Origin of the sequence: Cyanobium sp. Copco_Reservoir_LC18 (assembly GCF_009834675.1) — a bacterium.
Classification (GTDB): Bacteria; Cyanobacteriota; Cyanobacteriia; order PCC-6307; family Cyanobiaceae; genus Cyanobium; species Cyanobium minutissimum.
Genome location: NZ_ASAC01000025.1, coordinates 19,126 through 45,375, shown reverse-complemented (window position 1 = coordinate 45,375; position 26,250 = coordinate 19,126). Strand labels below are relative to the sequence as shown.

The 26,250-nt window shown below is 66.7% G+C and carries 30 protein-coding genes and 1 tRNA gene; 14 read left to right on the top strand and 17 right to left on the bottom strand.

Annotated elements, in window-relative coordinates:
• The first annotated feature begins 138 nt into the window (after positions 1–138).
• Positions 139–345, top strand: a complete 207-nt coding sequence (locus tag L107_RS16825) for a Uma2 family endonuclease (RefSeq protein ID WP_255451621.1) — start codon at positions 139–141, stop codon at positions 343–345.
• A 53-nt stretch (positions 346–398) separates the two neighbouring features.
• Positions 399–539, top strand: a complete 141-nt coding sequence (locus L107_RS16820; RefSeq protein ID WP_370515501.1) for a hypothetical protein — start codon at positions 399–401, stop codon at positions 537–539.
• 115 nt (positions 540–654) lie between these two features.
• Here the strand turns inward: L107_RS16820 and L107_RS14275 are convergent, their stop codons facing one another.
• The 6 genes from L107_RS14275 to L107_RS14250 all read right to left on the bottom strand — a co-directional run bounded on the left by L107_RS14275 (position 655) and on the right by L107_RS14250 (position 3,372).
• Positions 655–1,047 (bottom strand): type II toxin-antitoxin system VapC family toxin, encoded by a 393-nt coding sequence (locus L107_RS14275; protein WP_236550715.1) that lies wholly within the window; start codon positions 1,045–1,047, stop codon positions 655–657.
• Complete coding sequence (locus tag L107_RS14270; protein ID WP_236550714.1) at positions 1,047–1,247, bottom strand: hypothetical protein; 201 nt, start codon at positions 1,245–1,247, stop codon at positions 1,047–1,049. The genes L107_RS14275 and L107_RS14270 overlap by 1 nt, the downstream gene beginning before the upstream one ends.
• A 119-nt stretch (positions 1,248–1,366) precedes the next feature.
• Complete coding sequence (locus L107_RS14265; RefSeq protein ID WP_159819944.1) at positions 1,367–1,945, bottom strand: type II secretion system protein J; 579 nt, start codon at positions 1,943–1,945, stop codon at positions 1,367–1,369.
• A gap of 32 nt (positions 1,946–1,977) precedes the next feature.
• Positions 1,978–2,472 (bottom strand): GspH/FimT family protein, encoded by a 495-nt coding sequence (locus L107_RS14260; protein ID WP_159819942.1) that lies wholly within the window; start codon positions 2,470–2,472, stop codon positions 1,978–1,980.
• Positions 2,459–2,863, bottom strand: a complete 405-nt coding sequence (locus L107_RS14255; protein ID WP_159819940.1) for a hypothetical protein — start codon at positions 2,861–2,863, stop codon at positions 2,459–2,461. Before L107_RS14255 ends, L107_RS14260 begins: the two co-directional genes overlap by 14 nt.
• Positions 2,860–3,372, bottom strand: coding sequence for a hypothetical protein (locus L107_RS14250; RefSeq protein WP_159819938.1), 513 nt, complete (start codon positions 3,370–3,372; stop codon positions 2,860–2,862). Before L107_RS14250 ends, L107_RS14255 begins: the two co-directional genes overlap by 4 nt.
• 95 nt (positions 3,373–3,467) lie before the next feature.
• Here L107_RS14250 and L107_RS14245 point away from each other — a divergent pair, with 95 nt between their 5' ends.
• The gene (locus tag L107_RS14245) at positions 3,468–4,067 is read left to right on the top strand and encodes a hypothetical protein (protein WP_159819936.1); all 600 of its coding nucleotides are present in this window, start codon (positions 3,468–3,470) and stop codon (positions 4,065–4,067) included.
• A gap of 170 nt (positions 4,068–4,237) precedes the next feature.
• On the opposite strand, the gene lepA is transcribed toward L107_RS14245, so the two are convergent.
• A complete protein-coding gene (gene lepA / locus L107_RS14240) occupies positions 4,238–6,046 on the bottom strand; it encodes a translation elongation factor 4 (protein ID WP_159819934.1) in 1,809 nt (602 codons plus the stop codon).
• A 76-nt stretch (positions 6,047–6,122) separates the two neighbouring features.
• Positions 6,123–7,688 (bottom strand): class I SAM-dependent methyltransferase, encoded by a 1,566-nt coding sequence (locus L107_RS14235; protein WP_159819932.1) that lies wholly within the window; start codon positions 7,686–7,688, stop codon positions 6,123–6,125.
• Positions 7,689–7,808: 120 nt separating this feature from the next.
• Here L107_RS14235 and L107_RS14230 point away from each other — a divergent pair, with 120 nt between their 5' ends.
• The gene (locus tag L107_RS14230) at positions 7,809–8,111 is read left to right on the top strand and encodes a NifU family protein (protein WP_370515499.1); all 303 of its coding nucleotides are present in this window, start codon (positions 7,809–7,811) and stop codon (positions 8,109–8,111) included.
• A 57-nt stretch (positions 8,112–8,168) separates the two neighbouring features.
• Here L107_RS14230 and L107_RS14225 read toward each other — a convergent pair whose 3' ends face one another.
• Both L107_RS14225 and L107_RS14220 read right to left on the bottom strand, forming a co-directional pair.
• The gene (locus L107_RS14225; RefSeq protein WP_159819930.1) at positions 8,169–8,639 is read right to left on the bottom strand and encodes a type II toxin-antitoxin system VapC family toxin; all 471 of its coding nucleotides are present in this window, start codon (positions 8,637–8,639) and stop codon (positions 8,169–8,171) included.
• Positions 8,636–8,887 carry a type II toxin-antitoxin system Phd/YefM family antitoxin gene (locus L107_RS14220; protein WP_159819928.1) on the bottom strand — a complete coding sequence of 84 codons (252 nt, stop codon included), beginning with the start codon at positions 8,885–8,887 and terminating at the stop codon, positions 8,636–8,638. Before L107_RS14220 ends, L107_RS14225 begins: the two co-directional genes overlap by 4 nt.
• A gap of 125 nt (positions 8,888–9,012) precedes the next feature.
• On the opposite strand from L107_RS14220, the gene serS reads away from it, so the two are divergent.
• Positions 9,013–10,299 (top strand): serine--tRNA ligase, encoded by a 1,287-nt coding sequence (gene serS / locus L107_RS14215; RefSeq protein WP_159819952.1) that lies wholly within the window; start codon positions 9,013–9,015, stop codon positions 10,297–10,299.
• Here serS and L107_RS14210 read toward each other — a convergent pair.
• The 3 genes from L107_RS14210 to L107_RS14200 are packed head-to-tail and all read right to left on the bottom strand — an operon-like array spanning position 10,266 to position 13,099.
• Complete coding sequence (locus L107_RS14210) at positions 10,266–11,912, bottom strand: methyltransferase regulatory domain-containing protein (protein ID WP_159819926.1); 1,647 nt, start codon at positions 11,910–11,912, stop codon at positions 10,266–10,268. The two genes, serS and L107_RS14210, sit on opposite strands and share 34 nt — an antisense overlap.
• A 9-nt stretch (positions 11,913–11,921) precedes the next feature.
• Entirely contained in the window at positions 11,922–12,566 is a 645-nt protein-coding gene (locus L107_RS14205; RefSeq protein ID WP_159819924.1) for a prepilin-type N-terminal cleavage/methylation domain-containing protein, read from the bottom strand.
• Positions 12,563–13,099: a hypothetical protein gene (locus L107_RS14200; RefSeq protein ID WP_159819922.1), complete on the bottom strand. Its 537-nt coding sequence runs from the start codon at positions 13,097–13,099 to the stop codon at positions 12,563–12,565. Before L107_RS14200 ends, L107_RS14205 begins: the two co-directional genes overlap by 4 nt.
• A 189-nt stretch (positions 13,100–13,288) precedes the next feature.
• Between L107_RS14200 and L107_RS16740 the strand changes: the two genes are divergently transcribed.
• Entirely contained in the window at positions 13,289–13,795 is a 507-nt protein-coding gene (locus tag L107_RS16740) for a hypothetical protein (RefSeq protein ID WP_236550713.1), read from the top strand.
• Positions 13,796–13,802: 7 nt separating this feature from the next.
• Here the strand turns inward: L107_RS16740 and L107_RS14190 are convergent, their stop codons facing one another.
• Positions 13,803–16,499, bottom strand: a complete 2,697-nt coding sequence (locus tag L107_RS14190; RefSeq protein WP_159819918.1) for a hypothetical protein — start codon at positions 16,497–16,499, stop codon at positions 13,803–13,805.
• A gap of 200 nt (positions 16,500–16,699) precedes the next feature.
• Positions 16,700–17,113, bottom strand: coding sequence for a PilZ domain-containing protein (locus L107_RS14185; RefSeq protein ID WP_159819916.1), 414 nt, complete (start codon positions 17,111–17,113; stop codon positions 16,700–16,702).
• Positions 17,114–17,229: 116 nt separating this feature from the next.
• Between L107_RS14185 and rseP the strand changes: the two genes are divergently transcribed.
• The 4 genes from rseP to L107_RS14165 all read left to right on the top strand — a co-directional run bounded on the left by rseP (position 17,230) and on the right by L107_RS14165 (position 21,605).
• The gene (rseP, locus tag L107_RS14180) at positions 17,230–18,318 is read left to right on the top strand and encodes an RIP metalloprotease RseP (RefSeq protein WP_159819914.1); all 1,089 of its coding nucleotides are present in this window, start codon (positions 17,230–17,232) and stop codon (positions 18,316–18,318) included.
• A gap of 1 nt (position 18,319) precedes the next feature.
• Entirely contained in the window at positions 18,320–18,967 is a 648-nt protein-coding gene (nth, locus tag L107_RS14175; protein ID WP_159819913.1) for an endonuclease III, read from the top strand.
• 75 nt (positions 18,968–19,042) lie between these two features.
• Positions 19,043–19,345, top strand: a complete 303-nt coding sequence (gene rpsN / locus L107_RS14170) for a 30S ribosomal protein S14 (RefSeq protein ID WP_043325519.1) — start codon at positions 19,043–19,045, stop codon at positions 19,343–19,345.
• Positions 19,346–19,475: 130 nt separating this feature from the next.
• Positions 19,476–21,605 (top strand): polyribonucleotide nucleotidyltransferase, encoded by a 2,130-nt coding sequence (locus tag L107_RS14165; RefSeq protein ID WP_159819911.1) that lies wholly within the window; start codon positions 19,476–19,478, stop codon positions 21,603–21,605.
• 35 nt (positions 21,606–21,640) lie between these two features.
• On the opposite strand, the gene L107_RS14160 is transcribed toward L107_RS14165, so the two are convergent.
• Positions 21,641–22,555, bottom strand: a complete 915-nt coding sequence (locus tag L107_RS14160) for a 3'(2'),5'-bisphosphate nucleotidase CysQ (protein WP_159819909.1) — start codon at positions 22,553–22,555, stop codon at positions 21,641–21,643.
• A gap of 32 nt (positions 22,556–22,587) precedes the next feature.
• On the opposite strand from L107_RS14160, the gene rsmI reads away from it, so the two are divergent.
• Positions 22,588–23,442 carry a 16S rRNA (cytidine(1402)-2'-O)-methyltransferase gene (gene rsmI, locus L107_RS14155; protein ID WP_201295910.1) on the top strand — a complete coding sequence of 285 codons (855 nt, stop codon included), beginning with the start codon at positions 22,588–22,590 and terminating at the stop codon, positions 23,440–23,442.
• A gap of 24 nt (positions 23,443–23,466) precedes the next feature.
• Complete coding sequence (locus tag L107_RS14150; protein ID WP_159819905.1) at positions 23,467–23,706, top strand: hypothetical protein; 240 nt, start codon at positions 23,467–23,469, stop codon at positions 23,704–23,706.
• Between the two features lie 3 nt (positions 23,707–23,709).
• Here L107_RS14150 and L107_RS14145 read toward each other — a convergent pair whose 3' ends face one another.
• Positions 23,710–24,582, bottom strand: a complete 873-nt coding sequence (locus L107_RS14145; protein ID WP_159819903.1) for a hypothetical protein — start codon at positions 24,580–24,582, stop codon at positions 23,710–23,712.
• An 83-nt stretch (positions 24,583–24,665) separates the two neighbouring features.
• Between L107_RS14145 and L107_RS14140 the strand changes: the two genes are divergently transcribed.
• Both L107_RS14140 and L107_RS14135 read left to right on the top strand, forming a co-directional pair.
• Positions 24,666–24,739: transfer RNA gene (locus tag L107_RS14140), tRNA-Arg, on the top strand.
• 145 nt (positions 24,740–24,884) lie between these two features.
• Positions 24,885–26,111, top strand: a complete 1,227-nt coding sequence (locus tag L107_RS14135) for a hypothetical protein (protein ID WP_159819901.1) — start codon at positions 24,885–24,887, stop codon at positions 26,109–26,111.
• Positions 26,112–26,250 lie beyond the last annotated feature (139 nt).

Below are 26,250 nucleotides of genomic sequence, written 5' to 3'. Positions count from 1 at the left end.
GCATTGTCGAACCGGCCTGCCGATTGACTCCGCGGAGGGCCCAGGCCGATTTGGCAGAGCTCGGATTGGCGGGTATTTCAGCAGGCTCTTAGCCCCGAGCAGTTCGGCGCCGTCTGCAGCGCCAACCACCAGGCGGTGGTGGAACTCACCGCCGAGGGCCACCTCATCGACATGATGCCCACAGGCAGCGAGACTGGCGCCCGCAAGAGCCGTTTGCTGCTGCACCTGCTGGCCTGGGGCGACAGGGTGGGCGGTTGGCAGTTGTTCGACAGCTCCACGAGCTTCCTCTTACCCGAAGGCTCGGTGCGCAGCCCCGATGCCCCACTGGTTGCTCTGCAGCGATGACGGGCCCGCTCGCCAGGTAGGAGCGCCGTGAGTTCCCGCCCCTCTGCCCAAATCTGCTGGTCGAACTCGCCAGCCCCGGCGACGACAGTCCCAGCGGTTTCACGGCATTGCGGCAGAAGATGGCTGCTTACCGGGCCAATGGCGCCAGGCTGGGCTGGCTGCTGGTCCCCAAGAGCAGGCTGTGGCGATCTTGAGCAGCAAGGCCAGCGGGGAGTCCATGCGCCTTGAGGGTACCACCACCCTGGAGGGTGACGCGCCATTCCCCGGGCTGCGCCTGGAGTTGGCTGAGATATGGGGGGCCTGAACAATTCAGGGCAGAACCTGATCAGCCAGCCGACGCAGACGCTGATCGGCAGTGACCAGCAGGGTAGCTTCACGCCGAGCCAGCGCCAGGTCCAGACAGTCGTAGACGGGGTGGTTCAGATGGCAGGCAAGGGCGAGCGCTTCCACCTGCAGATGGCGGTCGGACTCGACTTGATCCACAAGATTGGTGGCGTCCGCCAGCAGCTGCTGGGGATCCATGCCCGCCAGCCCAGCGCTGCGCCGCAGCTTCCACAGCCCGTTCGCCACTCCTGTGAGCATCAGCTCGGGAGCCAGCACCAGTGGGGCCTGTCCCAGCTGCTCCGCACAGTCGTGCGCCATCAGGTCATGCGTGATCATGCGCAGCACAGCCGAGGCATCGAGAACCAGCGCCAGTGCCATCAGCGCTCGCGGTCGCAGCGGATCAGGGATTCCGGAGTCTCCTCCCATGACAGCGCTTGCCACTGCTGCCATCGCTCGGCGATCCTCCCCAGCGCCAGCCGGCGCCGCTGCCGCGGGTCTCCGCCTGCCATGGCCTCCAGATCAGCAAGGGCCTGCTGGCTGTGGCTGCACTTCTGGGCGCTGGCCCGGCACTTCAACAAGCAGGGAAGCGGATCCGGTACATCGCATATCTGCAGGGAGGCCATGACAAGACCACAGGTGCAATCAATCGACTCAGATTGCATGCAAAGCGCATGTTCTGGCAGCGCGATGGAGTGCCTCATCCCCCCGCCAGTACCCGCACCTCCGTCTCGATTCGCTGGACTCCTCCCCCTGATGGCTCGAATTCCTGCCGCAGCCGCAGGTGCAGCAGGCCGTCGGGTTCCACGGCGGCCTCCAGCCCCGGCTGGCTGAGCCCATCCAGCAGCACCCGGTTCTGGGCCGCTCCGGCGCTCGGTTCGCCGTCCAGCCCGAAGGCCGGGCCGCAGCGCATCAGCACCCGCCGGCGCCAGATGGGGCTCGGTGGGCTGCCGGCCGTGTAGGTGATCGGACCGGCCGGTGTCTGCAGCTGCAGCACCGGATCCCGGCCGCCCAGGGCGCAGGCGGCCCCGGTCCCCAGGCCCGGATCCACCCGGGTGGCCCGCTGCAGATCCCCCCGCAGCAGGGCCAGCACCCGCCGCTGCTGGCCCCGTTCCCGCACCTGCCGCACCATCCGCTCCACCTGCCGGCCCTCCGCCACCAGGGCCTGCAGCACCACCCCCCACAGCAGCAACCCGACGCTCACCGCCACGAGCAGCTCCGCCAGCGAGAAGCCGGCCGGCCCCCTGACGGAACGGCCGTGGGAATGCAGCAAGACCATGACGCAGCTCCGGTGATAAAGATCAGGGCGGCTCACGACTGGGGATCCGGCAGGCAGCCGCCCGGCCCCTGCCGTCCCAGGCGGGTCACCCCGAGGGGCAGGGCCACCACCACGCAGCGCACCAGATCGGTGCCCTCGGTGCTCAGCAACACGGTGCCGCCGTCGATGATCAGCCCGTTGCTGGTGAAGCGCACCGCCGCCGGCAGGTTGTGGCTGACGTTCCCCGGCAGCCCGCCGATCCCCTCCCCCAGCTCCAGGGCCGCCCCCTCGCAGGCCGGCAGGCTGCCCGCCTGGGGCTCCCGCCAGCCCGTGGCCTCCAGGCTCAGGGCACAGGGACGGCCGCTGCGCAGGGCGGCGTCCCGTCCCCGCTCCAGCCCCACCATCACCCGGCGGCTGGCCCCCTCCAGCCGGGCGGCGGCCAGGTCCCGGCTGGCGGAGGTGAACCCCAGCTGGGCCAGCAGTCCGACCAGCACCAGGGTCAGCAGGGCTTCCGGCAGGGTGAAGCCCCCCGGCTCAGGGTGTGCCACCGCCCCCTCCCGGCGCAGGCCCGCAGCGGCCGAAGGCCGCCGGCACGTACAGGCGCTGGCGCGGTTCGGCCTCGCCGGCCACCGCCAGCCGCAGCACCACCCCGTCTCCGCTGGCCGACACCTCCAGCTGGCGTGCCAGCCCCGGGGCCAGGGGCTGGGCCGCCAGGGCCTGCAGCAGCTGGGCCATCGCCGTGGTGCAGTCACCAGCCGATGGGGCCAGGCCGCGCAGGGAGGCTTCGGCCCGCGCCAGAGCCACCTCCGCCTGCTCCAGCCGCTCCTGCTGGCGCTGCTCGGCCACGGCCGCGGCGCCCGCCAGGGCCCAGAGCTGCAGCGAGGATCCCGCCGCACTCAGGAACACCACCGACCCGGTCACCAGTTCGATCAGGCTCATGGCGCCACCCCCCGCAGGCCCACCAGCCGCACGTCGGTGATCTGCGGCTGGGGCTGGCCTGGCGGCTGGGCCGGGGCCAGCTGGACCGTGAACGCCCCCTGGCGCGCCGGCTGGCCCCCGCCGGCGGCCAGCTCCAGCAGCAGTTCGGCCGGCTGCAGGTCCGGGCGCCAGGCGACCAGGCGGTAGGAGCCCCCCAGCACCTGGCCCTGGCGCAGGGCCGCGATCGCCGGGGCCGGGGCGCAGGCCAGGCCCTGGACGTCCCACTGGGGCAGCGGCAGCGCCAGCAGGCAGCGATGGCTGCGGTGCAGCTCCGCCAGCAGCTGCTGACCCGCCGAGGCCAGCCGGTCCTCCGCCCGGCGCTGCTGCTGCTCCCGGATCCCCTGCAGACGCAGCTGCAGGCTGGCGGTGTGGGCCGAGAGGCTCCCCAGCAGCAGAACCATCGAGGCCCCCATGGCCAGGGGCAGGACGAACCCCTGCTCCCCGGCGCGGTGGCGATGCAACGTGGGCATGGCGATGGCAGCGAACACCTTTTCAACGTTCCCGCCCAGGGACACCGTGGCTGGGGGAAACTGCCCCAAGTGACCGTGCCTTTCTCCAGCGGGCCATGAACCACAGCCGGCACAGGGACACCCGCGACGCGGTGGACGGCGTCGTGAATCGCCACCAGCTGGACTATTCCCTGGGCCAGCTGCGGCTGGTGGGATTGGTGCTGCTGGTGCTGGAGCTGAGCACCCTGCTGCTGGCGGGCAGCTTCGCCAGCGTCGAGGCTCCCGCCGGCCGGCTCAACGGCCTGATCGGCCTCTCCCCTGCCCTGCCGCTGCTGCCCCTCGGTTTCGGCCTCTACCTGCTCGGCGGCGGCCATCGCCGCCACCGACGCGAGCAGCCCTGGACCGGCGCCCTGCACCGCACCCTGCTGCCCCTGGGGCTGATCCTGCTGCTGCTGCCGGCGGTCACCATCCATGACGTCGCCATCCTGTTCAGCCAGCGCCATCTGGCGCCCCTCCCCCCCATGCAGCAGCACCTGCTCAACCCGGTGCGCCTGATCACGACCCTGCTGCTCCAGGGGGTCACCGGCGCCGGGCTGGTGCTGATGCAGCTGCGCGGCCGGCACCAGATGCGGCGGGTGGGGCTGACCCCAAGCCTGTTCTTCCGCACCGATGCCACCGGACCGGTCCATCTGCACCGCAGGCGCTCGACGGATTAGGAACGGCCCGTGGGCCGGGACACGCGCTGTCGGCCGGAGGAAGTCGAGACGTTGAGCGGAGGATGTCCAGGTCTGTACAACCTGTACAGAGTCTGTTTCGCACTGCGGGAGGTAAGGCCGGGAGCTGAACGTCCTTCCAATCCAGAGCGGCCCGCCGCTTCAGAGCCAGCTCACTGGTTCAGCTTCAGCACCGCCATGAAGGCCTCCTGGGGCACCTCCACCCGACCCATCGCCTTCATGCGCTTCTTGCCCTTGGCCTGCTTCTTGAGCAGCTTCTTCTTGCGGGAGATGTCACCGCCGTAGCACTTGGCCAGCACGTCCTTGCGGATGGCGCTGATGCTCTCGCTGGCGATGATGCGGCTGCCGATCGAGGCCTGGATGGGAATCTTGAACTGCTGCCGGGGGATCAGTTCCTTGAGCTTCTCCACCAGGCTCTTGCCCACGTTGTAGGCCTTGTCCCGGTGCACGATGGTGGTGAGCGGATCGGCCTTCTCGCCGTTGATCAGCACATCGAGGCGCACCAGCTCGTTGCGGCGGTAGCCGATCAGGCTGTATTCCATCGAGGCGTAGCCCTTGGTGCGGCTCTTCATCTGATCGAAGAAGTCGGTCACCACTTCCGCCAGGGGCAGCTCGTAGTGCAGCGTCACCCGGTCGGTGGTGATGTACTTCATGTCGATGAACTCACCACGCCGCTCCTGGCACAGTTCCATCAGGGCGCCGTTGTACACGTTGGGCGTGTAGATCTCCAGCTTCACATAGGGTTCCTCGATCGATTCCCGCTTCTGGGGATCGGGAAGGGTGGCGGGATTGTCCACCATCAGGGTGCTGCCGTCGATCATGTTCACCTGGTAGATCACCGAAGGCGCGGTGACGATCAGGTCGAGGTCGTACTCCCGCTCCAGCCGCTCCTGCACGATCTCCATGTGCAGCAGGCCCAGGAAGCCGCAGCGGAAGCCGAAGCCCATGGCACTGCTGGTCTCCGGTTCGTACTGCAGCGCCGCATCGGAGAGCTGCAGCTTGTCGAGGGCCTCCCGCAGGTCGGGGTACTGGTCGGCGTCGGTGGGGAACAGGCCGCAGAACACCATCGGCGTGGCCTCGGCGTAGCCGGGCAGCGGTTCGCTCGCCGGGTTGGACGCCAGGGTGATGGTGTCGCCGACGCGGGCATCGGCCACCGCCTTGATCGAGGCGGACAGGTAGCCCACCTCACCGGCATGCAGGCTGTCCACCTGGCGCTGGTCCGGCGCCATCACCCCCACCTCGTCGAGCTCCACCACCTTGCCGCTGGCCATCAGCAGCACTTTGTCCTTGCGGGCGATCACGCCGCTGATCACCCGGAAGTAGACGATCACCCCCCGGTAGGGGTCGTAGTAGGAGTCGAAGATCAGGGCCCGCAACGGTTCATCCGCCTGGTCCGGCGGCGCCGGCACCCGGTCCACCACCGCCTGCAGGATCTCCGGCACCCCCAGGCCGGTCTTGGCGGAGCAGTTGATGGCCGTGGAGGTGTCGAGGCCGATGATCGCCTCGATCTCCGCCTTGATCCGGTCGGGATCGGCCCCGGGCAGGTCGATCTTGTTGAGCACTGGGATGATCTCGAGATCGTTCTCCAGCGCCAGGTACACGTTGGCCAGGGTCTGGGCTTCCACCCCCTGGCTGGCGTCCACCACCAGCAGGGCGCCCTCGCAGGCCAGCAGGCTGCGGCTCACCTCATAGGAAAAGTCGACGTGGCCCGGGGTGTCGATCAGGTTGAGGATGTAGGTCTGGCCGTCGGCCGCCTGGTACTCCATGCGGGCCGCCTGGAGCTTGATCGTGATGCCCCGCTCCCGCTCCAGCTCCATGTTGTCGAGGAACTGGGCCTGCATGTCCCGGGCGGCCACGGTGCCGGTGTCCTGCAGCAGGCGGTCGGCCAGGGTCGATTTGCCGTGGTCGATGTGGGCGATGATGCAGAAGTTACGGATCCGCTGGGCGGGAACGTCGGTCATGGGCGCCCGGAGGCTCAGCCGCGAAGGGAACAAGGGCCCGATCCTAGGCAGCTCCCCCGGGTTCCCTCGGCGACGATCAGGCGCCGAGGCCGAGGCGCCGCAGCACCGGCAGACGCCCGGAGGCGAAGGATTCCCAGAACTCCTGGAGCTGGCCCAGGGCCTGGGAGGGGTCCTTGATCGGCCGTCCCTCGGCGTCATTCACGTTGCCGCCCGCCATGGTGATGCCCATCCACACCATCTGGGCCACCCCCTCCGCCGGCAGGCCCGAATCGGCCACCTGCAGGAAGAACGCCTCCGGCGGGCTGATGGTGACCGGCTGTTGCAGGACCGGCGAGAGCAGGGCACCGATCTCCTCGCCCGCCGTGATCTGATCGAGGCACCGCTGGTTGAACGCGGCGATGGCAGGCCCGGACGATTCCGCAACACTTGAGAAACCCACACCGATCACCCCCGCACCGACGAGAACCGAGAGCCGCATCACGGCATCCTCCAGATCCAGCGAGGCCTGCTCCATCAGCCAGCCCAGGCTCTGGGGACCATCGGTGAGGACATCCTTCAAGGTCCGAACGAAATCCGGATCAACCCCCAGACGTCCCAGACTTGTATCGAAGGCGTCCCGCTCGTCTTCTGAACCTGCGCTGGCATGCAGCTGCAGGTCCGCCAGGGTCTGGCGACGCCATGGTGGCGATGGCGGACAGGCTCCCCGGGCGAAGAGATCCCGCCGGAACGTCTGGTTGATCGCCAGATCCAGCAACACCTCGCGCATCGGATCATCAGCCGCCTCCATGACAAGGGCGCGGCGATCCGGATCCAGCATCTCCGGGAACATCTCCGGCAGGGAGGCCGAGCCGATGAAGCTGAGGCCATGGGCTGAGCAGAGCCGGTGCATCGGGCCCACATAAAGCGGTTGGTGGGCCGCCTGGTACTCACCCACCAGATAGGACTCCGGCATCGGCAGGATCTTCTCAATCTGTGAGCGAAGCTCCGGCAACTCCCTGCCGAGGGGCCAGTCGCTGTCCTCCGTGCCCGAGAGCCGCAGCAGGGTCTGCGCCGCCTTGCGAATGCCGGCCAGGGAGGTGCTGCCGCCGGCTCGAGCGGCCTCCTCCACACTCAGCATCTGCAGGGTGCTGCGCGACAACCAGCCCGGATAGGTGTTGTAGGAGCAGTAGAAGATCCCACCGGGCCGCAATCGCTCACTTGCCGCGGTGATCAGGCCCGTCCTCACCTCCGCCCCCACCCAGCTCGCCACCCCGTGGGCGACGACGAAGTCGTAGGACTCGGGCCAGCCACGGCAGGGGCCGCCGCTGGGCAGCCCCTCCGCGAAGGTCGTCAGATCGGCCAGGGCGAAATGAACGTTGCCCAGGCCCAGGGCCTCGGCCTTGGCATGGGCGCCGGCGATATGGCTCGGGTTCAGGTCCACGCCGTAGAAGCTGGCCTCGGGGTGGGCGGCGGCGTTGAACAGCAGGTTCAGGCCGTGGCCACAACCGACATCGAGGTACCGGAAGCTGCTGCCGATCAGGCCCGGATCGACCCGGTGGCGGCCGCCCATCAGGGTGGCCAGCAGGATCCAGGACACCGAAAGCTCCCGGTGCAGGAAGGCCCCGTAGGTCTTTTCGATGGGATAGGCAGGCGTGGAATCCATCCCGGTGGCGCAGGCGCTTTGCGCGCAGGATGCCTCAGGAACCGGGCCCTGCCATCCGCCGCAGGGTTCGTCGGCCCCACGGAGACGGCGCCTAAGCTCGTTCCAGTGCGTAACCGAGCCATGACCACCGAAACCGCCAGCCCCGAAACCGCCGACGCCGGGACCGTGGCACCCGCCGTGGACAGCGATCCCCGCGCCCTGACGATCGAGAACGTGGAGCGGGTCCTCGACGAGCTGCGCCCCTACCTGATGGCCGATGGCGGCAACGTGGAGATCGTCGAGATCGACGGACCGGTGGTGAAGGTGCGGCTGCAGGGTGCCTGCGGGTCCTGCCCCAGCAGCACCATGACCCTGAAGATGGGCATCGAGCGCAAGCTGCGCGAGGCGATCCCCGAAGTGAACGAAGTGGTGCAGGTGCTCTGAGCCCTGGAAGCCCCACAGGGCCAACCTCCGGCCCACCAGTCGACCATCCCTTGCTGGCTACATCAACGTATTGCCGATCGCTTGGTGGACCAGACCCAGGGCTGGAGCGGCTCGGATCAGTGTCTGGTCAGCTGTGGCGAGGCGCAACTTCTCCCTCCCGGCGATGGCCAGATGGAGAGCATCCCCACTGCGTAGCGGCAGGCTCGCCAGCTCCTGCAACCACTGCCTGGCCTGCAGGAAATCGGTTCCCCGCGGTTCCAGCAACTGCAGGCGCTCGCGGCGGAAGCTTTCCAATTCCTTGTGAATGGCCGCGGCCCGATCGTTGGTGAGATCACCCCGCCGCCTGCAGAGGGAGACCACGCCGGCGAACTCCACGAGCGCCCAGTGACTGACCCACAGGGGTGAATCCCCCTGATCGAGAAGCCACTGCTCCGCCGCAGGGAAGCCGGCGTCGTTCAGAAAAAGGGAGAGCAGCACGCAGGTGTCCACATAAGGAGCCTCCACCGGGTCCCTGGGCTGGGGCGTCATCCCCGATCCCGCCGCAGCTCACCCACCAGAGCGACAGCGTCACCTGGAAATGGGGCCTGGTTGGCATGGAACCGCCGCAGCCGCTCCGGCCATGGCGTCGGGGCGTCCTCCAACGGGGCCGGGATCTCGCGCACCAGTCGGGCCACCGGTTGGCCGCGGCGGGTGATCACCACCTCGTCGCCCATCTCGACCGCATCCAGAAGGGCGGAGAGCTGCGCTTTCGCCTCAGCCAGGCCAACGGAACGCATGGTCAGATGGTCAAGAGTGATAGGCCGATGCAGCGACGGCTCTCCGCTGCAGGTGCCATCGGAATCCCTGCTTCGGACCTGGAACGTCGGGTCCGTAGGCTGCCCCCAAGACGATGGGCCCTCCCGTGCTGGATCAGCGCCTGCTGCGCAACGACCCGACGCTGATCACCGGCCCGCTGGCGCGGCGCGGCATGGCCACCGACCTGTCCGGGCTGCGCCAGCTGGCCCTGGAGGCCCGCGACCTGGAGCAGCGGCGCAGTGAGCTGCAGGCGGAGGGCAACCGCATCGGCAAGGAGGTGGGCGAGCGGATCCGGGGCGGCGCCGCCCCTGGGGGTGAGGAGGTGAAGGAGCTTCGGGAGCAGGGCAACCGGATCAAACGCCAGGTGGCTGAGCTCGAAGACCAGGAGAAGGGGATCGAGGCCCAGCTGCTGGAGCAGCTGATGGTGCTGCCCAACCTGCCCTCCCCCCTGTGCCCCGATGGCCGCAGCGAGGCCGACAACGTGGAGGTGAAGCGCTGGGGCACGCCGCGCGTCGCCGCCGCGGGCGAGGAGCTCCAGGAGCACTGGCAGATCGCCGAGCGGCTCGGCATCGTCGACAGCGAGCGCTCGGTGCGCATCGCCCAGAGCCGCTTCGTCACCCTGCTGGGCCAGGGCGCCCGGCTGGAGCGGGCCCTGATCAGCTTCATGCTCGATCGCCACGGCCAGCGGGGCTACACCGAGGTGCTGCCGCCGGTGCTGGTGAACACCGCCAGCCTCACCGGCTCCGGCCAGCTGCCCAAGTTCGCCGAGGAGAGCTTCCGCTGCGCCGACGACGACCTCTGGCTCACCCCCACCGCCGAGGTGCCGGTCACGTCCCTGCATCGCGGCGAGGTGCTGGGGGCCGAGCAGCTGCCGCTGAAGTACGCCGCCTACACCCCCTGCTTCCGCCGCGAGGCCGGCTCCTACGGCCGAGACACCCGCGGTCTGATCCGCCTGCACCAGTTCAACAAGGTGGAGCTGTACTGGTTCGTGGCCCCGGAGGCATCGGAGGCGGCCCACGAGCAGCTCACCCTCGATGCCGAGGCGATCCTGGAGGCCCTGGAGCTGCCCTACCGCCGCATCGAGCTGTGCACCGGCGATCTGGGCTTCTCCGCCGCCCGCACCTACGACCTGGAGGTGTGGCTGGCGGGCGCCGGCACCTACCGGGAGATCTCCAGCTGCAGCACCTGCGGCGACTTCCAGGCCCGACGGGCCTCGATCCGCTGCCGTGACGGCAAGTCCACCCGCCTGCTGCACACCCTCAACGGCAGCGGCCTGGCCGTGGGCCGCACCATGGCCGCCCTGCTGGAGGCGGGCCAGCAACCCGATGGCAGCGTCAGGCTGCCGGCGGCGCTGGTGCCTTATTTCGGCGCTGGTGCCCTACTTCGGCGCTGAGCGGATCGCGGCTGCCGTTCCTTCGGGCTAGGCAGGCCCCCCAGCCGCCAAAGGATGGGCAGGCGATACTCGCGAAAATCGCCGATCAGTGCCTGCAACCGGCTCAGCTTCGCCTCAGGATCGGTGATCGGACTCTTGTCGGCGGCCAGGAGGTGCACGCCCATTTGATCCAGACCCATCAGAACGCAGGTGCTGAGCATCGGCTCCTGGAGCCCCTGGTCCATGGCCTTGTGAATCAGGACGTCCACCAGGGAGACCGGCAGGGCCGTTCCCACCTCGGGAAGCAAGAGGGATGCATAGGGTCGCCCCCCAGCGATCAGCTCCATCAGCACGCCGTTGCAGCGCTGGCATTGGGTGATCAATTTGCCGGCCCCGGCTTGCCGGCTGCGGTCGAAGCCGATCCAACCGGCGTTGAGGAAAAGAGACAGGACCATCAGCAGCTCCGCAGCGGACTGGCCGCTGTGCTGTTGCAGCTCAAAGACCGTGCAGCCTCTGGAAGCCAGTCGTTCAACGATCGGACCATAAACATCAGGATCACCATGCACCTGGCCGAAGCTGGTGCCAAAGCTGAAGGATGGAGGGCCTTCGGAGGGGGCCGAGGGCAGATGCAGCGGCCTCAGGCCCAGGCCACCGATCCGCATCTCCGCATCCTGCAGAGTGAGGGGATCGAGGCCCTTGACGAAGACATCGCGACGGAAGGACTTGTTGGTGGCCAGGTCAATCATCGTTTGGCGGATCAGGGAATTAGCCTCTGCGAAAATCGGTCCCTGGATGGAAGGGGCCAGCAGCTGATCAAAGGCTTCCGGCAGTGTGGCGGTGCCAAGCGGATGCAACTTGTGGGACATACATCTCCGGTGGAGGTCGGCGACGTAAAGGGGCTGCCAGCCCTCGTTGGCGAACTCACCACAGAGGTAATCGAACTGTTCAGGATCGAGTCCAGCCAGATCCTCCTCGAGCTGGGGAATCGCATGCCTGAGGGCAGTGGGCTGGTCGACCGTTCCCAGCAGAGCTTTAAGGCCGGCGATGGCACGACGCAGGGGAACCTTGGGCTCGGCAGGATCCGACCGGCCGCGCTCGAGCTCATAGAGCTGCTGAAAGGTCGTTCGCCCCAGCCAGCCCGGCAGGGTGTTGTACGAGCAATAAAACAGGCCCGCCGGCCGAAGAGCGGCGGAGGCCACGAAGAAAAGCGCCTGCTGAACCGTCTCCCGCACCCAGGTGGCGATGCCATGGGCCGCCACATAGTGAAAGCCACCCCCGAACTCCGGCCCAGGTCCCAGGGGGGATGGATCCTCTGCCAGGGCCAGGAAATCGGCCTCCAGAAAACGCACGTTCGTGAGGGCCAGTCGACGGCTGAGCCCTTCCGCATGGCTGATGTGGCTGGGATTGAAGTCGATGCCGACAAAGGTGCCCTCCGGGTGAAGCGCCGCCAGCACACAAAGCCCGAAGCCCATGCCACAGCCCAACTCGAGATAACGGAATGGCTGGCCTTCCTCCCCGCGGGGTGGACAGTGGCCCTTGATCAGCGCAGCGAAATCAAGCCAGGAGGGGGCAAGTTCCCGGAAGAATGCACTGGTGTAGGTGGAATGGGAGTAGTACCCGTGGTCCCAGCCCATGCCTTCGCCTCAGGAGAACATCCGCACACCGGTGGAAAGGGTGATCGGCTCCAGGGGGGTGGTGCCGCCACCATTGGGAACGTCAAGGCTCAACTGGAGATTCGCGGTGCGGCAGTCAGCGGAAACGCTGACAGTGAAGGTGTTGACCCCATCAATCAAAACAGCGTTGTTGTTAGCGGTCGTGGAATCAAGCTGGCCATTGATCAGAATCCGGGGGCCATCGCGACGCAGCTCTGTCCGTCCGGTGGTGGCGTTAAGGGCGGTGTAGAACCGGATCACCCTCGGGATCGGAGCCGCGTTGACGCTGGTGCTGAAGGGCACCAGCAGCCGCAATTCCGTGCCAGCGGCCGTGGCGCAGGGTGGTGTTGTGCAGGGAGAAGGGGTAGGCATCGGATCAGTGGCCCAGTTGGTCGGGGCCACGGCCGCGGCGGAGAATGCACAGGCTTCCCGTGATTCAACAGCCAAGAAGGAATTGATCTTGGCGATGTCGCGCTGTGTTTGGTTGTTCCAAGTCACCCGGTTGGTGGTGCGGATATGGCTCACGGCAACGCTGGCAATGGCTGCCAGAGCAATCCCCCCAACAACCACCCCCACAAGGAGTTCTACCAGGGTAAAACCCGTGCCGGTGGACCGTTGGTGAAGATGATGGTTCATGCTCGGTTGAACTGATCGGGGGCACAGGCGGTGGCGACATTGCCAGTGGCGTTATTGTTGCCTAGCCGGATCAACCCCAAGAGACCCGTGAGCTGAACACAACGCAGGGGCGATTGACCGTCGATGCTGATCCGAATTTGTATATTCTCATTGACGGCAGTGCCTACACCATCTGTTGAGATTGCCCCCCGAGGGGTAAAACTGAATGTGGTTCTGGAGGCACCCACGTTGTATGTAGAGGCTCCCAGCACAGTTGCAGGAAGATTAAGCGTGCTTTCTGGCGCACAGGCGATGCCGGAAGGGTTTGAAACCACCGTGGCGAGCACGGCCCCAGCCGCCCGGTTAGCTCCCGCCGTGATTGTGACATCGCAGCGGGTGAGGCGTTGATCGGATGTCTGGGCGATGACCTGCAACCACGAGGTGAGCTCAACGGCGGCAGCGTTCACCCGCTCCCGCCGCCATTGACTCTGGTTGGCCGGAACCACCACGGCAGCCACCACGCCAAGCACGGCCACGGTGACCATGATCTCCATGGTGGAGAAGCCTCGCGACACTGGGCGGTGAGTCCGCAGCCAGTGGCGACCTCGTAGGTAGGCAGGTGTCATGTGCAAAAGTTGGCCATCGGCGGAACAATGCTGATCAGCCGTAGATCTCTGATGGTGGGAGTGGTCTCCCGATAGATCACACGGAGCACCTTGTTCGGCTGAATACTGACAATCCGATTGATATTCTGGGTCGCCAATGGATTAGGCAGCGCATTGACGGCGGTCAACAGCGGCGTCATCACCGGCGAAGTGACGGAGTTATCCGCGCAGAATTCAGTCACCGCATCCGGCTCGCGCGCCGAGGTGGAAGGTGCGATAGGAGCAGTGGTGGAAATGTTATCGCGGGTGGGGAAAAAGAAAGCACTGCTACGGGGATTATTGGTAGCACAAGAAGAATTAGCCGTACCTGAATCGATGGAGGGAAAGGTGGCTAGGCCCGTGGTGGAATTAACAGTAGCCACCACACAGGTGCCAGAACAACAGGTGAGCCGATCGGCCGATCCGCGTATCGTGGCGATGTCGGATTCAATGTCCTCGTTCACCTTTATTTCACGCCTACTGCTCAGCGAACTTCGATTGATGCTGTCCACCATTACAGAAGTTCCAGCACCAACGATGAGTAACATCACCATCAAGATAACAGGCTCAACAATAGTGAAGCCTGCTGCAGAAATGGGCCGGTAAATGTTCTTCACTGACTATAGGGCTGGGAGTTGGTAACGCTGCGGGCCACCCAGTCAACTCCTGTCCAAGGCACAAAGTTGATATCGTCCAACAAGGAGCTTGCCGCAACGACTGCACCCAAATTAGCGGCCGACGAGGGAGGAACGCGGATGTGAATATCGCCGCAGGGCTTGAAAGATTGAGTCCAAATTCTTCCATTAAAGATCCAAGAATCGTCTGCTGTGACACCCGGTCCCGTACCCGGTGGATTGTAACCGGCACACCCATAGGACTTGAGCTCAAAATATCCCACCGGCATGTAAAACCAGGCCCCTGAAATCCGGCCAAACCCAGTGCTTGTACTGACGACTCCAAAGTTAATGATCTGCAAGGGTCCACTATCGCGACCAAAGATGTTGAGGTTGTCAGGATCGCCTACCAAAGCCACATCGTTTTCGGGTACAGGCGTGGTGCAATTGTCGCTGGGAGCGCCTGCGCATTCAACGAGGCGCAGAAAACCACCGTTGCCCACGGAAATCAACGGATTTGAGTCAACAGTGGGGTTAACATCTGTGAATGAATTACCACGTAAATCGTCAGTTCGCGTGTAGTAAAAAGAGACGGGTCCGCCGCTCGTGTCGATATACACTTGCCCCCCGGCTGGACTGCTCGTCCAAAGAGACGTATCAACGGACAGGTTAAAATGGGGCCCAAGGCAATGGAAACCTGGGGCTGCTGACGCAGGCGAGCTGGCGGAGTATTCACACCAATCACTGAGACTTAGATTGATATCGTCAACGACATGGAACTCTCCAGTGGTGGTGTTGGTTCCATTGACGATGCGGACACGGGTAGTACTGCTTTGATAATCAGCCAGGCTCACTACTCTGACGGCTTCATTGGTTTTTGCTCCTGAGTTGACCCCGGGGAACTTGGCGACAGTGACCCAATTGGACGTGATGTTAGTACCAGCGGTACCAGTACATTGGGTCGTGTCCGTTCCTGCATCCGTACGCACCTGCACCCAGAGTTCATCGGACGTATCAATCAATGTGCTACCCGATTGCTTGAATGAGAAGGTGGCACGTCCTAGATTGCCATTGAGAACGGCTGCCCGGCAAATCCCATTCTGCTGAGCCGTCATGGTTCCTGAAGCCTGTCCAATACGGATGTATCCCTGGCCACCCCCAGAGATATACTGAACATTGCCAGCGGTTGAGTTAGTGTCATTACTGTTGCTTCCCCCGTCCAATCCGTACCACTGCCTGGTCGAGCCGATGTTGCGCCAATTGGGCTGAGAAGTGATTGTTTCACCAGTTCTATAGGCTGTCGTCGCAGTGGACCCGTTCAGCATCCCGGTAAATGTCTCAAAATTATTCACAGCTCCAGCGGTACCGCTGATGGTACTCCACGTTGTGCTGGTACATCCATTGGTACCGCCCAGAGAAGCAGGGGACTCGTTGCAGACTTCAATGCGAGGCGGAGATGTATCGTTGCGAGTACGGAATCGAAATTTATAGCCGCTGGCCCCAGGTGGGTTGAGTGTGGCATACTCCTTAGTGGTCGCAACGCGAGAACTTGGCCCACTTCCCGAAGTCCAGGTAAAATTGTATTTTCCTGAAGTTATCTGGCTGCCAATTGCCGGCAGTGTGATCGCTGAAGGAATAATGGGTATGCCCGAGATTGAGGTGCCTAGGATGTCGTCTTTCGTGCCATAAAATGCTCCTGGAGTGGCATTCTTCAGACCGACCCACGTAGAGCTCCCACAGGTACCACCCGTCCACCGGGCCGGGTCACAAGGATCGGGGACTGTTGTAGAAAAAGCATTGGGTACAACTCGGTTGGAAGCTCGATCAAATGGATCACCATCCTTAGCAACAATACCAATCGCGTTCGAAATGTCCGTGATCTTGGTACTGGAGACTCTCTTGGTAAAGCGGTCGTTGGCGGCGTTACTCCAGATCGTTCCTCCATTAAGACCCACAATCATGCCGAATTCGACTCCACAAAAGCGACTCTCACCCCCAACCGACTGACCGGGGTCCGCAGCGGCAAGTCCCCCAGAGCCATTGGAACCGAGCGAAGCTCCACAACACTTAGGCAAAACCTCAAATTCCCGTGTCACCGTGGCCGTGGATTGCACCACACCGTTCCGGAGCACTTGACCCTCCACAGTCAGGGTGATGAATCCTTTGTTGAAACCAGGTAGCTTAACGCTCGGAGTGTCGGTCGGATCGTCAAGGTTGATAAGGTCACTGCTGAAAGTCCCTTGGTTGACAGTGGTATTCGATCCAACCGTCGTCGTCCTGGATTCGCTGCGCCGGTTGGCTGAGCCTGGCTGACCTGCCGCAAATGTTACCGACTTGAGGGCGAATCGTCGATCTCCCGTGTTAGCGACAAGATTGTCGAGGTTACGAAACTGGCCATCCCCAAGACTGCGTGCCGCCGCTGTGGGGGCAGGAGGGGGATTGTTCGACTTATCGCGGCAAGGGCTCGTGAAATCAGCCGAAGACCACTGGTTCATCCGCTCGCCGGACACCAGCATCTTGCGGTTCTCCACCTGATTGAAGAGAGCAATCACTTGATCGGCACCAGCTTCGGCAACCGAGAGCGCGTCAGCACGGGTGTCCTGCTTTCGGGTTGCCAGAAGGTTGTTGGCGGTCAGGGTCGTGAGCCCGACAGTCCCAGCAACCAGCGCCAGGAGGATCAGGATGCCCGCCAGCATCGAAAAACCTGTCTGACGGCGAGGTCCCCTTGAGCGCGAGGACAGGAGGTGAAGGAGAAGTTTGGGAGTCACGGCGCGACCAAAAAGCTTGCCCAACCAAAGGTCAGCGTACGCTCACGGTTGAACAACTGCTTAACCCTAGAGCCTTCACAAGCCAACGGCATGACCTCGGTGGTTCGGTTCCAGCGTTCAAGTGAGGCTCAGCCTTCGTAGTTGCCCCGCATCTGCAGGGTCTGGTCGAAGTACTGGTCGAGCATGGTGCCGGGCAGCAGCGGGCCGTCGCTGAAGGCCAGGCCGACGAGCGTGTTGTAGCTGCGGCTGTTCACCCACTGGACCCGCGCCGGCAGGGAAACGCTCTGGTGCTTCTCGTAGTCGCTGATGTCGAGCAGCACCTCCTCGTTGGCCGTCACCTCGAGGGAGCCCCGGCGCACCACGCAGGCGCCCGTGCGGCTGACGTCGCCCACCGTCACGTACACCGTGCGGCCGGTGGACAGCCGGATGCTGGCGGAGACACCACCGGGAAGGGCGTGGCGCAGGGAGGTGCGCAGCTCCTGGGGCTCTTCAGCGGCTGCTTGCTCAGCGGCTGATTGCCCACTGGTCTGTTGCTCGGCCATGCAGGCAGACCCGCCCATCAACGGTTCCATGCTATCGGCCCCCTCCGCCAGCGCCAGCGTGTCCCGGTGCCGGGGCGATTCCCGCAGAATGGCGTCAACTGCAGCCGGGTAACGGAATGGGTGTGCTGATGGCGCTGGCGATCCTGGCGGGCCTGATCGTGGTGCATGAGGCCGGCCACTTCTTCGCCGCCACCTGGCAGGGCATCCGGGTCAGCGGCTTCTCGATCGGCTTCGGGCCCGCCCTGATCCAGCGGAAGCGGCACGGCGTGCTCTTCGCCCTGCGGGCCATCCCCCTGGGCGGTTTCGTGGCCTTCCCCGACGACGAGGAGGACAGCAGCATCGCCGCCGACGATCCCGACCTGATGGGCAACCGGCCCCTGCCCCAGCGGGCCCTGGTGATCGCCGCCGGCGTGATCGCCAACCTGCTGCTGGCATGGAGCGTGCTGCTGGCCCAGGGGCTGGTGCTCGGCATCCCGTCGGGCTTCAGCGCCACCCCCGGCGTGGTGGTGGCCGCGGTTCAGCCCGGCCAGGCGGCCGCCGGCTCCGGCCTGCAGCCGGGCGATCGCATCGTGGCGGTCGACGGCACTGCCCTGGCCGGCGGCCAGGACGCGGTCATGGCCCTGGTGGAGCGCATCAAGGACGCCCCCGGCCGCACCCTGCGCCTGCAGGCCGAGCGCAACGGCACTGTCCTGCGGCTGCCCCTCACCCCCACCGACAGCGGCGGCATCGGCCGCATCGGCGCCCAGCTGCAGCCCAACGGCACCGAGTCCTTCCGGCCGGCCACCAGCCCGCTGGAGCCGATCCTGCAGGCCAACCACGACTTCATCGTGCTCACCCGCCGCACCGTGGAGGGCTTCGGCACCCTGCTCACCCACTTCGGCGAAACCGCCCCCCAGGTGTCGGGGCCGGTGAAGATCGTCGAGATGGGGGCCTCCCTGGCCAGCCAGGGGGGCAGCAGCCTGTTCCTGTTCACCGCCCTGATCTCCATCAACCTGGCGGTGCTCAACGCCCTGCCCCTGCCCCTGCTGGACGGCGGCCAGTTCGCCCTGCTGCTGCTGGAGGGGGTGCGGGGCCGGCCCCTTTCCGACCGCTACCAGATGGCCTTCATGCAGTCGGGCTTCGTCTTCCTGGTGGGCCTCTCCCTGGTGCTGATCGTCAAGGACACCAGCCAGCTGCCCGCCATCCAGCAGCTGCTCAGCCGCTGAGGTGCCCCGCTTCCCCAGCCCCCGCACCCGGGCGCCCCTGATCCTGGAGCGCCTCGGCGTCCTCTACCCGGAGGCCACCTGCTCCCTCGACTGGCGCACCCCCTGGGAGCTGCTGGTGGCCACCATGCTCTCGGCCCAGTGCACCGACGAGCGGGTCAACAAGGTGACCCCGGCCCTGTTCGAGCGCTTCCCCGATGCCGCCGCCGCCGCCGCCGTCGAGAGCGACGCCGTGGAGCCGTATGTGCAGTCGACCGGCTTCTACCGCAACAAGGCGAAGCACATCGTGGCCGCCTCCCGCCTGCTGATGGAACGCCACGGGGGGGCCGTGCCGGCCTCGATGGAGGAGCTGCTGCCCCTGCCGGGGGTGGCCCGCAAGACCGCCAACGTGGTGCTGGCCCACGCCTTCGGCATCAACGCCGGCGTCACCGTCGACACCCACGTGAAGCGGCTGGCCAACCGCCTGCGCCTCACCCGCCACAGTGACCCGAAGAAGATCGAACCCGATCTGATGAAGCTGGTGCCACGGCCGGAGTGGGAGACCCTCTCGATCCGGCTGATCTTCCACGGCCGGGCCGTCTGCGTGGCCCGCAGGCCCCGCTGCGCCGGCTGCGGCCTGGCCGATCTCTGCCCCAGCCATCCGGGCCCCTGAGCCCGGTGGGCCGGACCGAATCGGGCGGGCCAGACGGTACGATGGCGGGCTGAAGTTTCCCCCTCCTCCGGCCGCATGGCGAAGAAGTCGATGATCGCGCGTGACGTGAAGCGCCGCAAGATCGTGGAGCGCTTCGCGGCGCGCCGTGCCGCCCTCAAGGAGGCCTTCGATGCGGCCGGCGATCCGATGGAGCGCCTGGAGATCCACCGCAAGCTGCAGTCGCTGCCGCGCAACAGCGCCCCCAACCGCATCCGCAACCGCTGCTGGGCCACCGGCAAACCCCGCGGCTACTACCGCGACTTCGGCCTCTGCCGCAACCAGCTGCGCGAGCGGGCCCACAAGGGCGAGCTCCCCGGCGTGGTCAAGTCCAGCTGGTGAGCAGCGGGCTTCGGCCCTGCCACCGCAACGGATTTCCGTCGCAGCAGGCGCCCCGCGAGGGCGCCTTCTTCATGGCCTGGAACGGCGGATGCGAGAATGGTCGGCGACAACAAAACGGACATAACGCCCAGTGCAAGGACACACTCAGTCGATCTCCTTCGATGGTCGGGAGATCCGGCTGACCAGCGGCCGATTTGCGCCCCAGGCCGGGGGCTCGGTGATGGTGGAATGCGGTGATACGGCGATTCTGGTCACCGCCACCCGCTCGAAAGGCCGGGAGGGCATCGATTTCCTCCCCCTGATCTGCGACTACGAAGAACGCCTCTACGCCGCCGGCCGCATCCCCGGCAGCTTCATGCGCCGGGAGGCGCGCCCCCCCGAACGGGCCACCCTCACCTGCCGCCTGATCGACCGGCCGATGCGGCCCCTGTTCCCGGGCTGGCTGCGGGACGACCTGCAGATCGTCGCCACCTGCATGTCGCTCGATGAGCGGGTTCCCCCCGACGTGCTCGCCGTCACCGGCGCCTCGATGGCCACCCTGCTGGCGAAGATCCCCTTCATGGGCCCCATGGCCGCCGTGCGCGTCGGCCTGCTGGGCGACGACTTCGTCCTCAACCCCAGCTTCCGCGAGATCGAGCGCAGCGAGCTCGACCTGGTGGTGGCCGGCACCCCCTCCGGCGTGGTGATGGTGGAAGCGGGTGCCAACCAGCTGCCCGAGCAGGACGTGATCGAGGCCATCGACTTCGGCTATGAGGCCGTCGGTGAGCTGATCCGCGCCCAGCTGGCCCTGCTCAAGGAGCTCGGCATCGAGCAGGTGCTGCCCGAGGAGCGCAGCGAGGATCCCGCCCTGCCCAGCTTCCTGGAGAAGGAGTGCGCCAAGGGCATCGGTGAGGTGCTCAAGCACTTCGAGCAGACCAAGTCCGAACGGGACGAGAAGCTCGACGCCATCAAGGCCGAGGTGGCCGAGAAGATTGCCGCCCTCGACGGCGAGGATCCGATCAAGGTGGCCGTGAGCAGCAACGGCAAGCTGCTGGGCAACAGCTACAAGAGCCTCACCAAGAAGCTGATGCGCCAGCAGATCCTCGTCGAGGGCAAGCGGGTGGATGGCCGCAGCCTCGACGAGGTTCGCCCCATCCAGGCCGCCGCCGGAGTGCTGCCCAAGCGGGTCCATGGCTCGGGCCTGTTCCAGCGCGGGCTGACCCAGGTGCTCTCCTGCGCCACCCTCGGCACCCCGAGCGACGCCCAGGAGATGGACGACCTCAACCCCAACAGCGAGAAGACCTACCTCCACCACTACAACTTCCCCCCCTACTCGGTCGGTGAGACCCGGCCGATGCGCTCCCCCGGTCGCCGCGAGATCGGCCACGGCGCCCTGGCTGAGCGGGCCCTGATCCCCGTGCTGCCCTCCAAGGAGAGCTTCCCCTATGTGCTGCGGGTGGTGTCCGAGTGCCTCAGCTCCAACGGCTCCACCTCGATGGGCTCGGTCTGCGGCAGCACCCTCGCGCTGATGGACGCCGGCGTGCCCCTGGCCGCCCCGGTGAGCGGCGCGGCCATGGGCCTGATCAAGGAGGGGGAGGAGGTGCGGATCCTCACGGACATCCAGGGCATCGAGGACTTCCTCGGCGACATGGACTTCAAGGTGGCCGGCACCGAGAAGGGCATCACCGCCCTGCAGATGGACATGAAGATCACCGGCCTGGCGGTGAAAACGATCGCCGAAGCGATCAACCAGGCCCGGCCGGCCCGGCTGCACATCCTCGGCAAGATGCTCGAGGCCATCGACAAACCCCGCGACGTCCTCTCCCCCCACGCCCCGCGCCTGCTCAGCTTCCGCATCGATCCGGAACTGATCGGCACCGTGATCGGCCCCGGCGGCCGCACCATCAAGGGCATCACCGAGCGCACCAACACCAAGATCGACATCGAGGACGGCGGCATCGTCACCATCGCCAGCCATGACGGCGCCGCCGCCGAGGAGGCCCAGCGCATCATCGAGGGCCTCACCCGTCGCGTCAGCGAAGGGGAGGTGTTCAACGGTTCGGTCACCCGGGTGATCCCGATCGGCGCCTTCGTGGAGATCCTGCCCGGCAAGGAGGGGATGATCCACATCTCCCAGCTCTCCGAGGCCCGGGTGGAAAAGGTGGAGGACGTGGTCAACGTCGGCGACCAGGTGACGGTGCGGGTGCGGGAGATCGACAACCGCGGCCGCATCAACCTCACCCTGCGGGGGGTGGAGCAGCAGGAGCCGGCGGCGGTCTGACCGCCAAGGGGCCTGGCGACAAGCCGGGCCCTCGCTCAGAGGGCGAAACCTGGATCGATCACCGCCATCGCCGCCGCCGCCCGGCGGCAGAGCTGATCGTGGGCCGGACCGTGGCTGGCGATCAGGCAGCCGGCCTGGCGCACGTCACCGCTGTTGTAGAGCAGGGGCCGGCCATCGGCATGGCTGAAGGCGCCGCCGGCGGCGACCAACACCGCCTCCGGGGCGGCCATGTCCCAGTCCTTGGGGGCACTGCGGCCCGACAACGAGATGTAGAGGTCGGCCTCCCCCCGCAGGATCGTGGCCACCTTGCCGCCGACGCTGCCGATCGCCGTGCTGCGGGCCGGCCGCAGCTCGGCCAGCAGCTGCTCCAGGCGATCGTCCCGGTGGTTGCGGCTGGCCACCAGCACCAGCTCCTCGCCGCGGCCGCTGAGGCTGGCGGAGGTGCGCTCACCGGCCCGGTTCTCCCGCCAGGCCTCGCCCGCCCCCACCAGCCCGAACCAGAGCTCCTCCGGCTCCGGCAGCAGCACCACCCCCAGCACCGGCCGCTGGCCGCGCACCAGGGCCAGGTGGACGGCGTACTCGCCGGTGCCCTGCAGAAAGTCCTTGGTGCCATCGAGGGGATCGAGGATCCACAGCCACTCGGCGTCCAGGGGCTGGCCCGGCACCAGCACCTCGGCGGCGGTCTCCTCGCTCAGCAGCGTCCAGCCGGCGGCCGGGAACGCCGCCGCCAGGCCGTCCAGCAGCCAGCGGTTCACCGCCAGATCCGCCGCCGAAACGGGCCCCTCGCCGCCGTGGTCGACGCTCATGGCGGGCGGGAAGCCGTAGGGGGGCATTTCGCCGCGGGCGTAGGCCCGCAGGATGTCGGCCGCCCCCCAGGCCAGCCGGCGCAGCTCCGCCAGCAGGGGCTCACGGCCGATGCCGTCGGGCAGGGCGAAGGAAGACGGCATCATGGAGACCGGAAAACGGCATTGTGCAGGACCCGGTGCAGGAGCACGAACCCGCCGCCGGCGTCCTCTATCTGGTGGGCACCCCCATCGGCAACCTCGACGACCTCTCCCCCCGGGCCCGGCGGGTGCTGGCGGGGGCCGACCGGGTCGCCTGCGAGGACACCCGCCGCAGCGGCCTGCTGCTGCACCACCTCGGCATCCGGGCGCCCCTGCTGAGCTTCCACCAGCACAACCAGACGGCCCGCATTCCCCAGCTGCTGGCGGCCCTGGAGGCGGGCGAGGCGATCGCCGTGATCAGTGATGCCGGCCTGCCGGGGGTGTCGGATCCCGGCCAGGAGCTGGCGGCCGCCGCCCGCGCCGCCGGCCGCCAGGTGATCTGCGTGCCCGGCCCCAGCGCCGTCACCACCGCCCTGGTGAGCAGCGGCCTGCCCATGGGCCGCTTCTGCTTCGAGGGCTTCCTGCCGCCGAAGGGGGGCCCCCGCCGCCAGCGGCTGGAGGCCCTGGCCGCCGAAGAGCGCACCCTAGTGCTGTTCGAAGCGCCCCACCGGCTGCTGGCCCTGCTCGAAGACCTGCTGGCGGTGCTCGGCGACCGGCCCCTGCAGGTGGCGCGGGAGCTCACCAAGCGCCACGAGGAGCAGGTGGGCCCCACGGTGGCGGCGGCCCTGGAGCATTTCCGCCGCACCCCGCCCCAGGGGGAGTGCACCCTGGTGCTGGGCGGTGCCCCGCCGGCGGCGGCCCCCATCTGGGACGAGGCCGGCCTGCGCCGCGCCCTCGATGCGCTGGTGGCGGGCGGCCTCAGCAACCGGGAGGCCGCCCGCACCCTGGCCGAGCGCAGCGGCCACAGCCGCCGGGACCTCTATGCCCTGCTGCACCGCGAGCCGTCAGACTGAGGCGTCTGGTCCTGGGACGTCCCGATGCTTCTGCGCCTGCGCCTCCTGTGCGGCAGCCTGCTGGGCGGCACCCTGCTGCTGACCCTGCTGTGCCTGGGCGCCCAGAACCTGGAGGTGCGGCCCCAGCTGCGCTTCGGCTTCGCCCGCAGCGCGCCCCTGCCGGCCGGCTTCATCGTGGGGGTCGCCCTGGTGCTGGGGGTGATCAGTGGCGGGGCCAGCGCCGCCCTGCTGCTGCCCGGCAACGCCCCAGCCGACGAGGGCTGAAGCTCAGCTGCCGGGCAGGGCGTAGAGGGCACCCTCGATCACCACCCGGCTGATGCCCTGGGCCAGCAGGTAGGGGGCGGTGAGCTCGAACACCTTGAGGTCGGGCAGCTTGATCACCCGCTGGGTGCGGCCGCACTGGCGCTTGGCCTGGCGGGGGTTGAGGAACACCACCAGCGCCTGGCGCTCCAGCTCGGCATCCGGCAGCCGGCCCAGCTCCGGGAACTCGCTCAGGGGCCGGGCCTGCAGTTCCACGGTCTTGTCGACCAGCATGTAGGCGCTGGAGGGCAGGGCGGCGCTGGCCAGGGGCTGGAGCCGCCCGTCGGCGGCCGCCGGGGCGCCGTCGTCGAGCCGCACGACGGGGATCGGCTGGAACGGGTTGATCCCCCCCTCGGCCCCGTCGTCGGAGCCTTCGTCGTCATTGTCGTCGCTGGTGAGCAGGTCGTCGTCATCGGCGCCGAAATCGTCGGCATCCTCGATGGCCAGCACCGCAGGGCCGTCCTCCGCCACCGCCTCGGCCTTCACCGGGGCCGCCACCGTCAGGCGGCGGGGCGGCGCAGGGATGACCCTGCGAGCGGTGGTGGTCGGCTCGGGGACGGGCTCGGGCTCCGGCTCGGCCGTGGGGATGGCGAGGGCCGTCTGCAGGGTTTCCGGGGCAGCGGCCGGCTCGGCATCGCCGGTCGTCGTCCGGCTGCGGCGGCGGGAGCGCTCCGCCTTGAGGCGTTCGTACTCCTCCTCGCCGAGCTCGGTGCGAACGACGCGGATGACCGTGTTGGCGCTGCAGCCGTAGCTGTCCGCCAGCTGCTGGCTGCTGGAGCCCTCCCGGAATCGCCCAACCAGCTCGGTTTTCTGGCTGTCGCTGAGCCGGGTGGCGGCCATGGAACGGTTCAAGCGCGGTCGTCCACTGTAGGGGGGGCTACCGGAGTGGCCTGGCCGCCGAACGCTGGCACAATGCGCTCCGTGCTCCCTTAGCTCAGCTGGATAGAGCAGCTGCCTTCTAAGCAGCCGGTCGATGGTTCGAATCCATCAGGGGGCGTTGGCAGTCTGCAAGCGGGAACTGGGGTTTGAGCCAGTTCTGGCCTGGGTTCCAGGCCACCCCCTGATCCGAAGAGATCCGCCGAGATCGCCCTAAAACCGTCAAGGACTGGCAGGATTTCACGCAGATTTCACGCGGCGTGAAAATGGCCAAGGATCGCCCACGCTGGCTGGCTGAGCTGAGCAGCGGCTTTCGGAGGCACCGCCAGGGCCGCTCAGGCTGGTTCGTGGAGGTGAACCGCGATCGCCTGCGGGTGGTCAGTGCTGCACTCCCGCAACGGCCTGATGAGGCCCCCGACGCACCGCCCAAGCGCCGAGCCGTCACCTTGGCAACACCACCGGGACCAGCGACCGCGGCTGCTGCCCTGCAGGAGTGCTGCGCCTTGTTTGATGCGGTGATGGCCGGCGAGTGGCGATGGCCGGATGCTGCGGCGATCCCAGGCCCAGACGATGAGCGCCGGCTTACCCCGGCGACCCTTCGAAGGCTGGTGGAGCAGCTGAGGGTATCCATAGAGGGCGAGAAGGTCTCTGAACGCACCTGGAAGCGGATGTATGCGCCAGTGCTGGAGAAGTTGATCCAGGTCGCCGGGGAGCGCAGCTGGTCAGCAGACCGGGAACTGGTGGAGGCAACCCTGCGCCGCTGGCCGGCGAACAGTCGAGCCCGCCAGATGGCCCACGATCGAATCCGCCGTTTGTGGCGCGAGGCCGGCTGGGAATGGCCTGCCCAGCTTGTGGAGCTGCGAGGCAATGGAAGGGCTGCCAAGGCCCCGGATGGTGTGCGTGGCTTCACCGATTCCGAGCTGGGCGAGTTGCGGGCGCGCATCGAGCGGAGCATTCAGCGCAGCAAGCTGACGCCCTCTGATCTTGTGGCCTGGGACTGCCTGATCGCGTTTGGGCTACGCCCTGCCGAACTGCAGGGCCTTGAGATCACCACCCAGAAAGGTGTGCCTGTCGCCAAAGTGTCTAGGGAAAAACGCAGCAGCAAAGGGGCAAGCGGGACACGGAATGTGCCTGCTGTTGCACCTGAAGGGTGGCCGGAGGATTTCCACTCACTGTGGAAACGGTGGAAAGAGTACGGCCTTCCGCCCTCGCTGGTCGCCTACTGGAGCCCTGGCGAGAAAATGGCGCAACAACTTTCCAGGCTGCAGAGACAGCAGCCAGTGGGTATCTCCCTGGATCCGGAGCTGACGCCTTACAGCTGCCGACATGCATTTGCCCTTCGACTGGCCCAGAAAATCGGCCTCCACGTCCGAGAAGCCGCAGATTTGATGGGGCATTCTCCAGCCGTACACCTGAGCACTTATGGCCGCCGGCTTGACTCACCGAAGCTTGTGAGCAGCGTGATCGAGCGGGTAACCGCCCGCCAACCTTGAGCCGAAACACACCTGTGGAAAACGGGAAAGACTCTGCTCGGTCCTGTCGGATTTGATCCATAGGCTGCGGATGACCGCAAGAGCGCTATGGCCCAATCCGTCTTCGCTGCAACCACCAAGGAGGCCGCGACACAGCTCC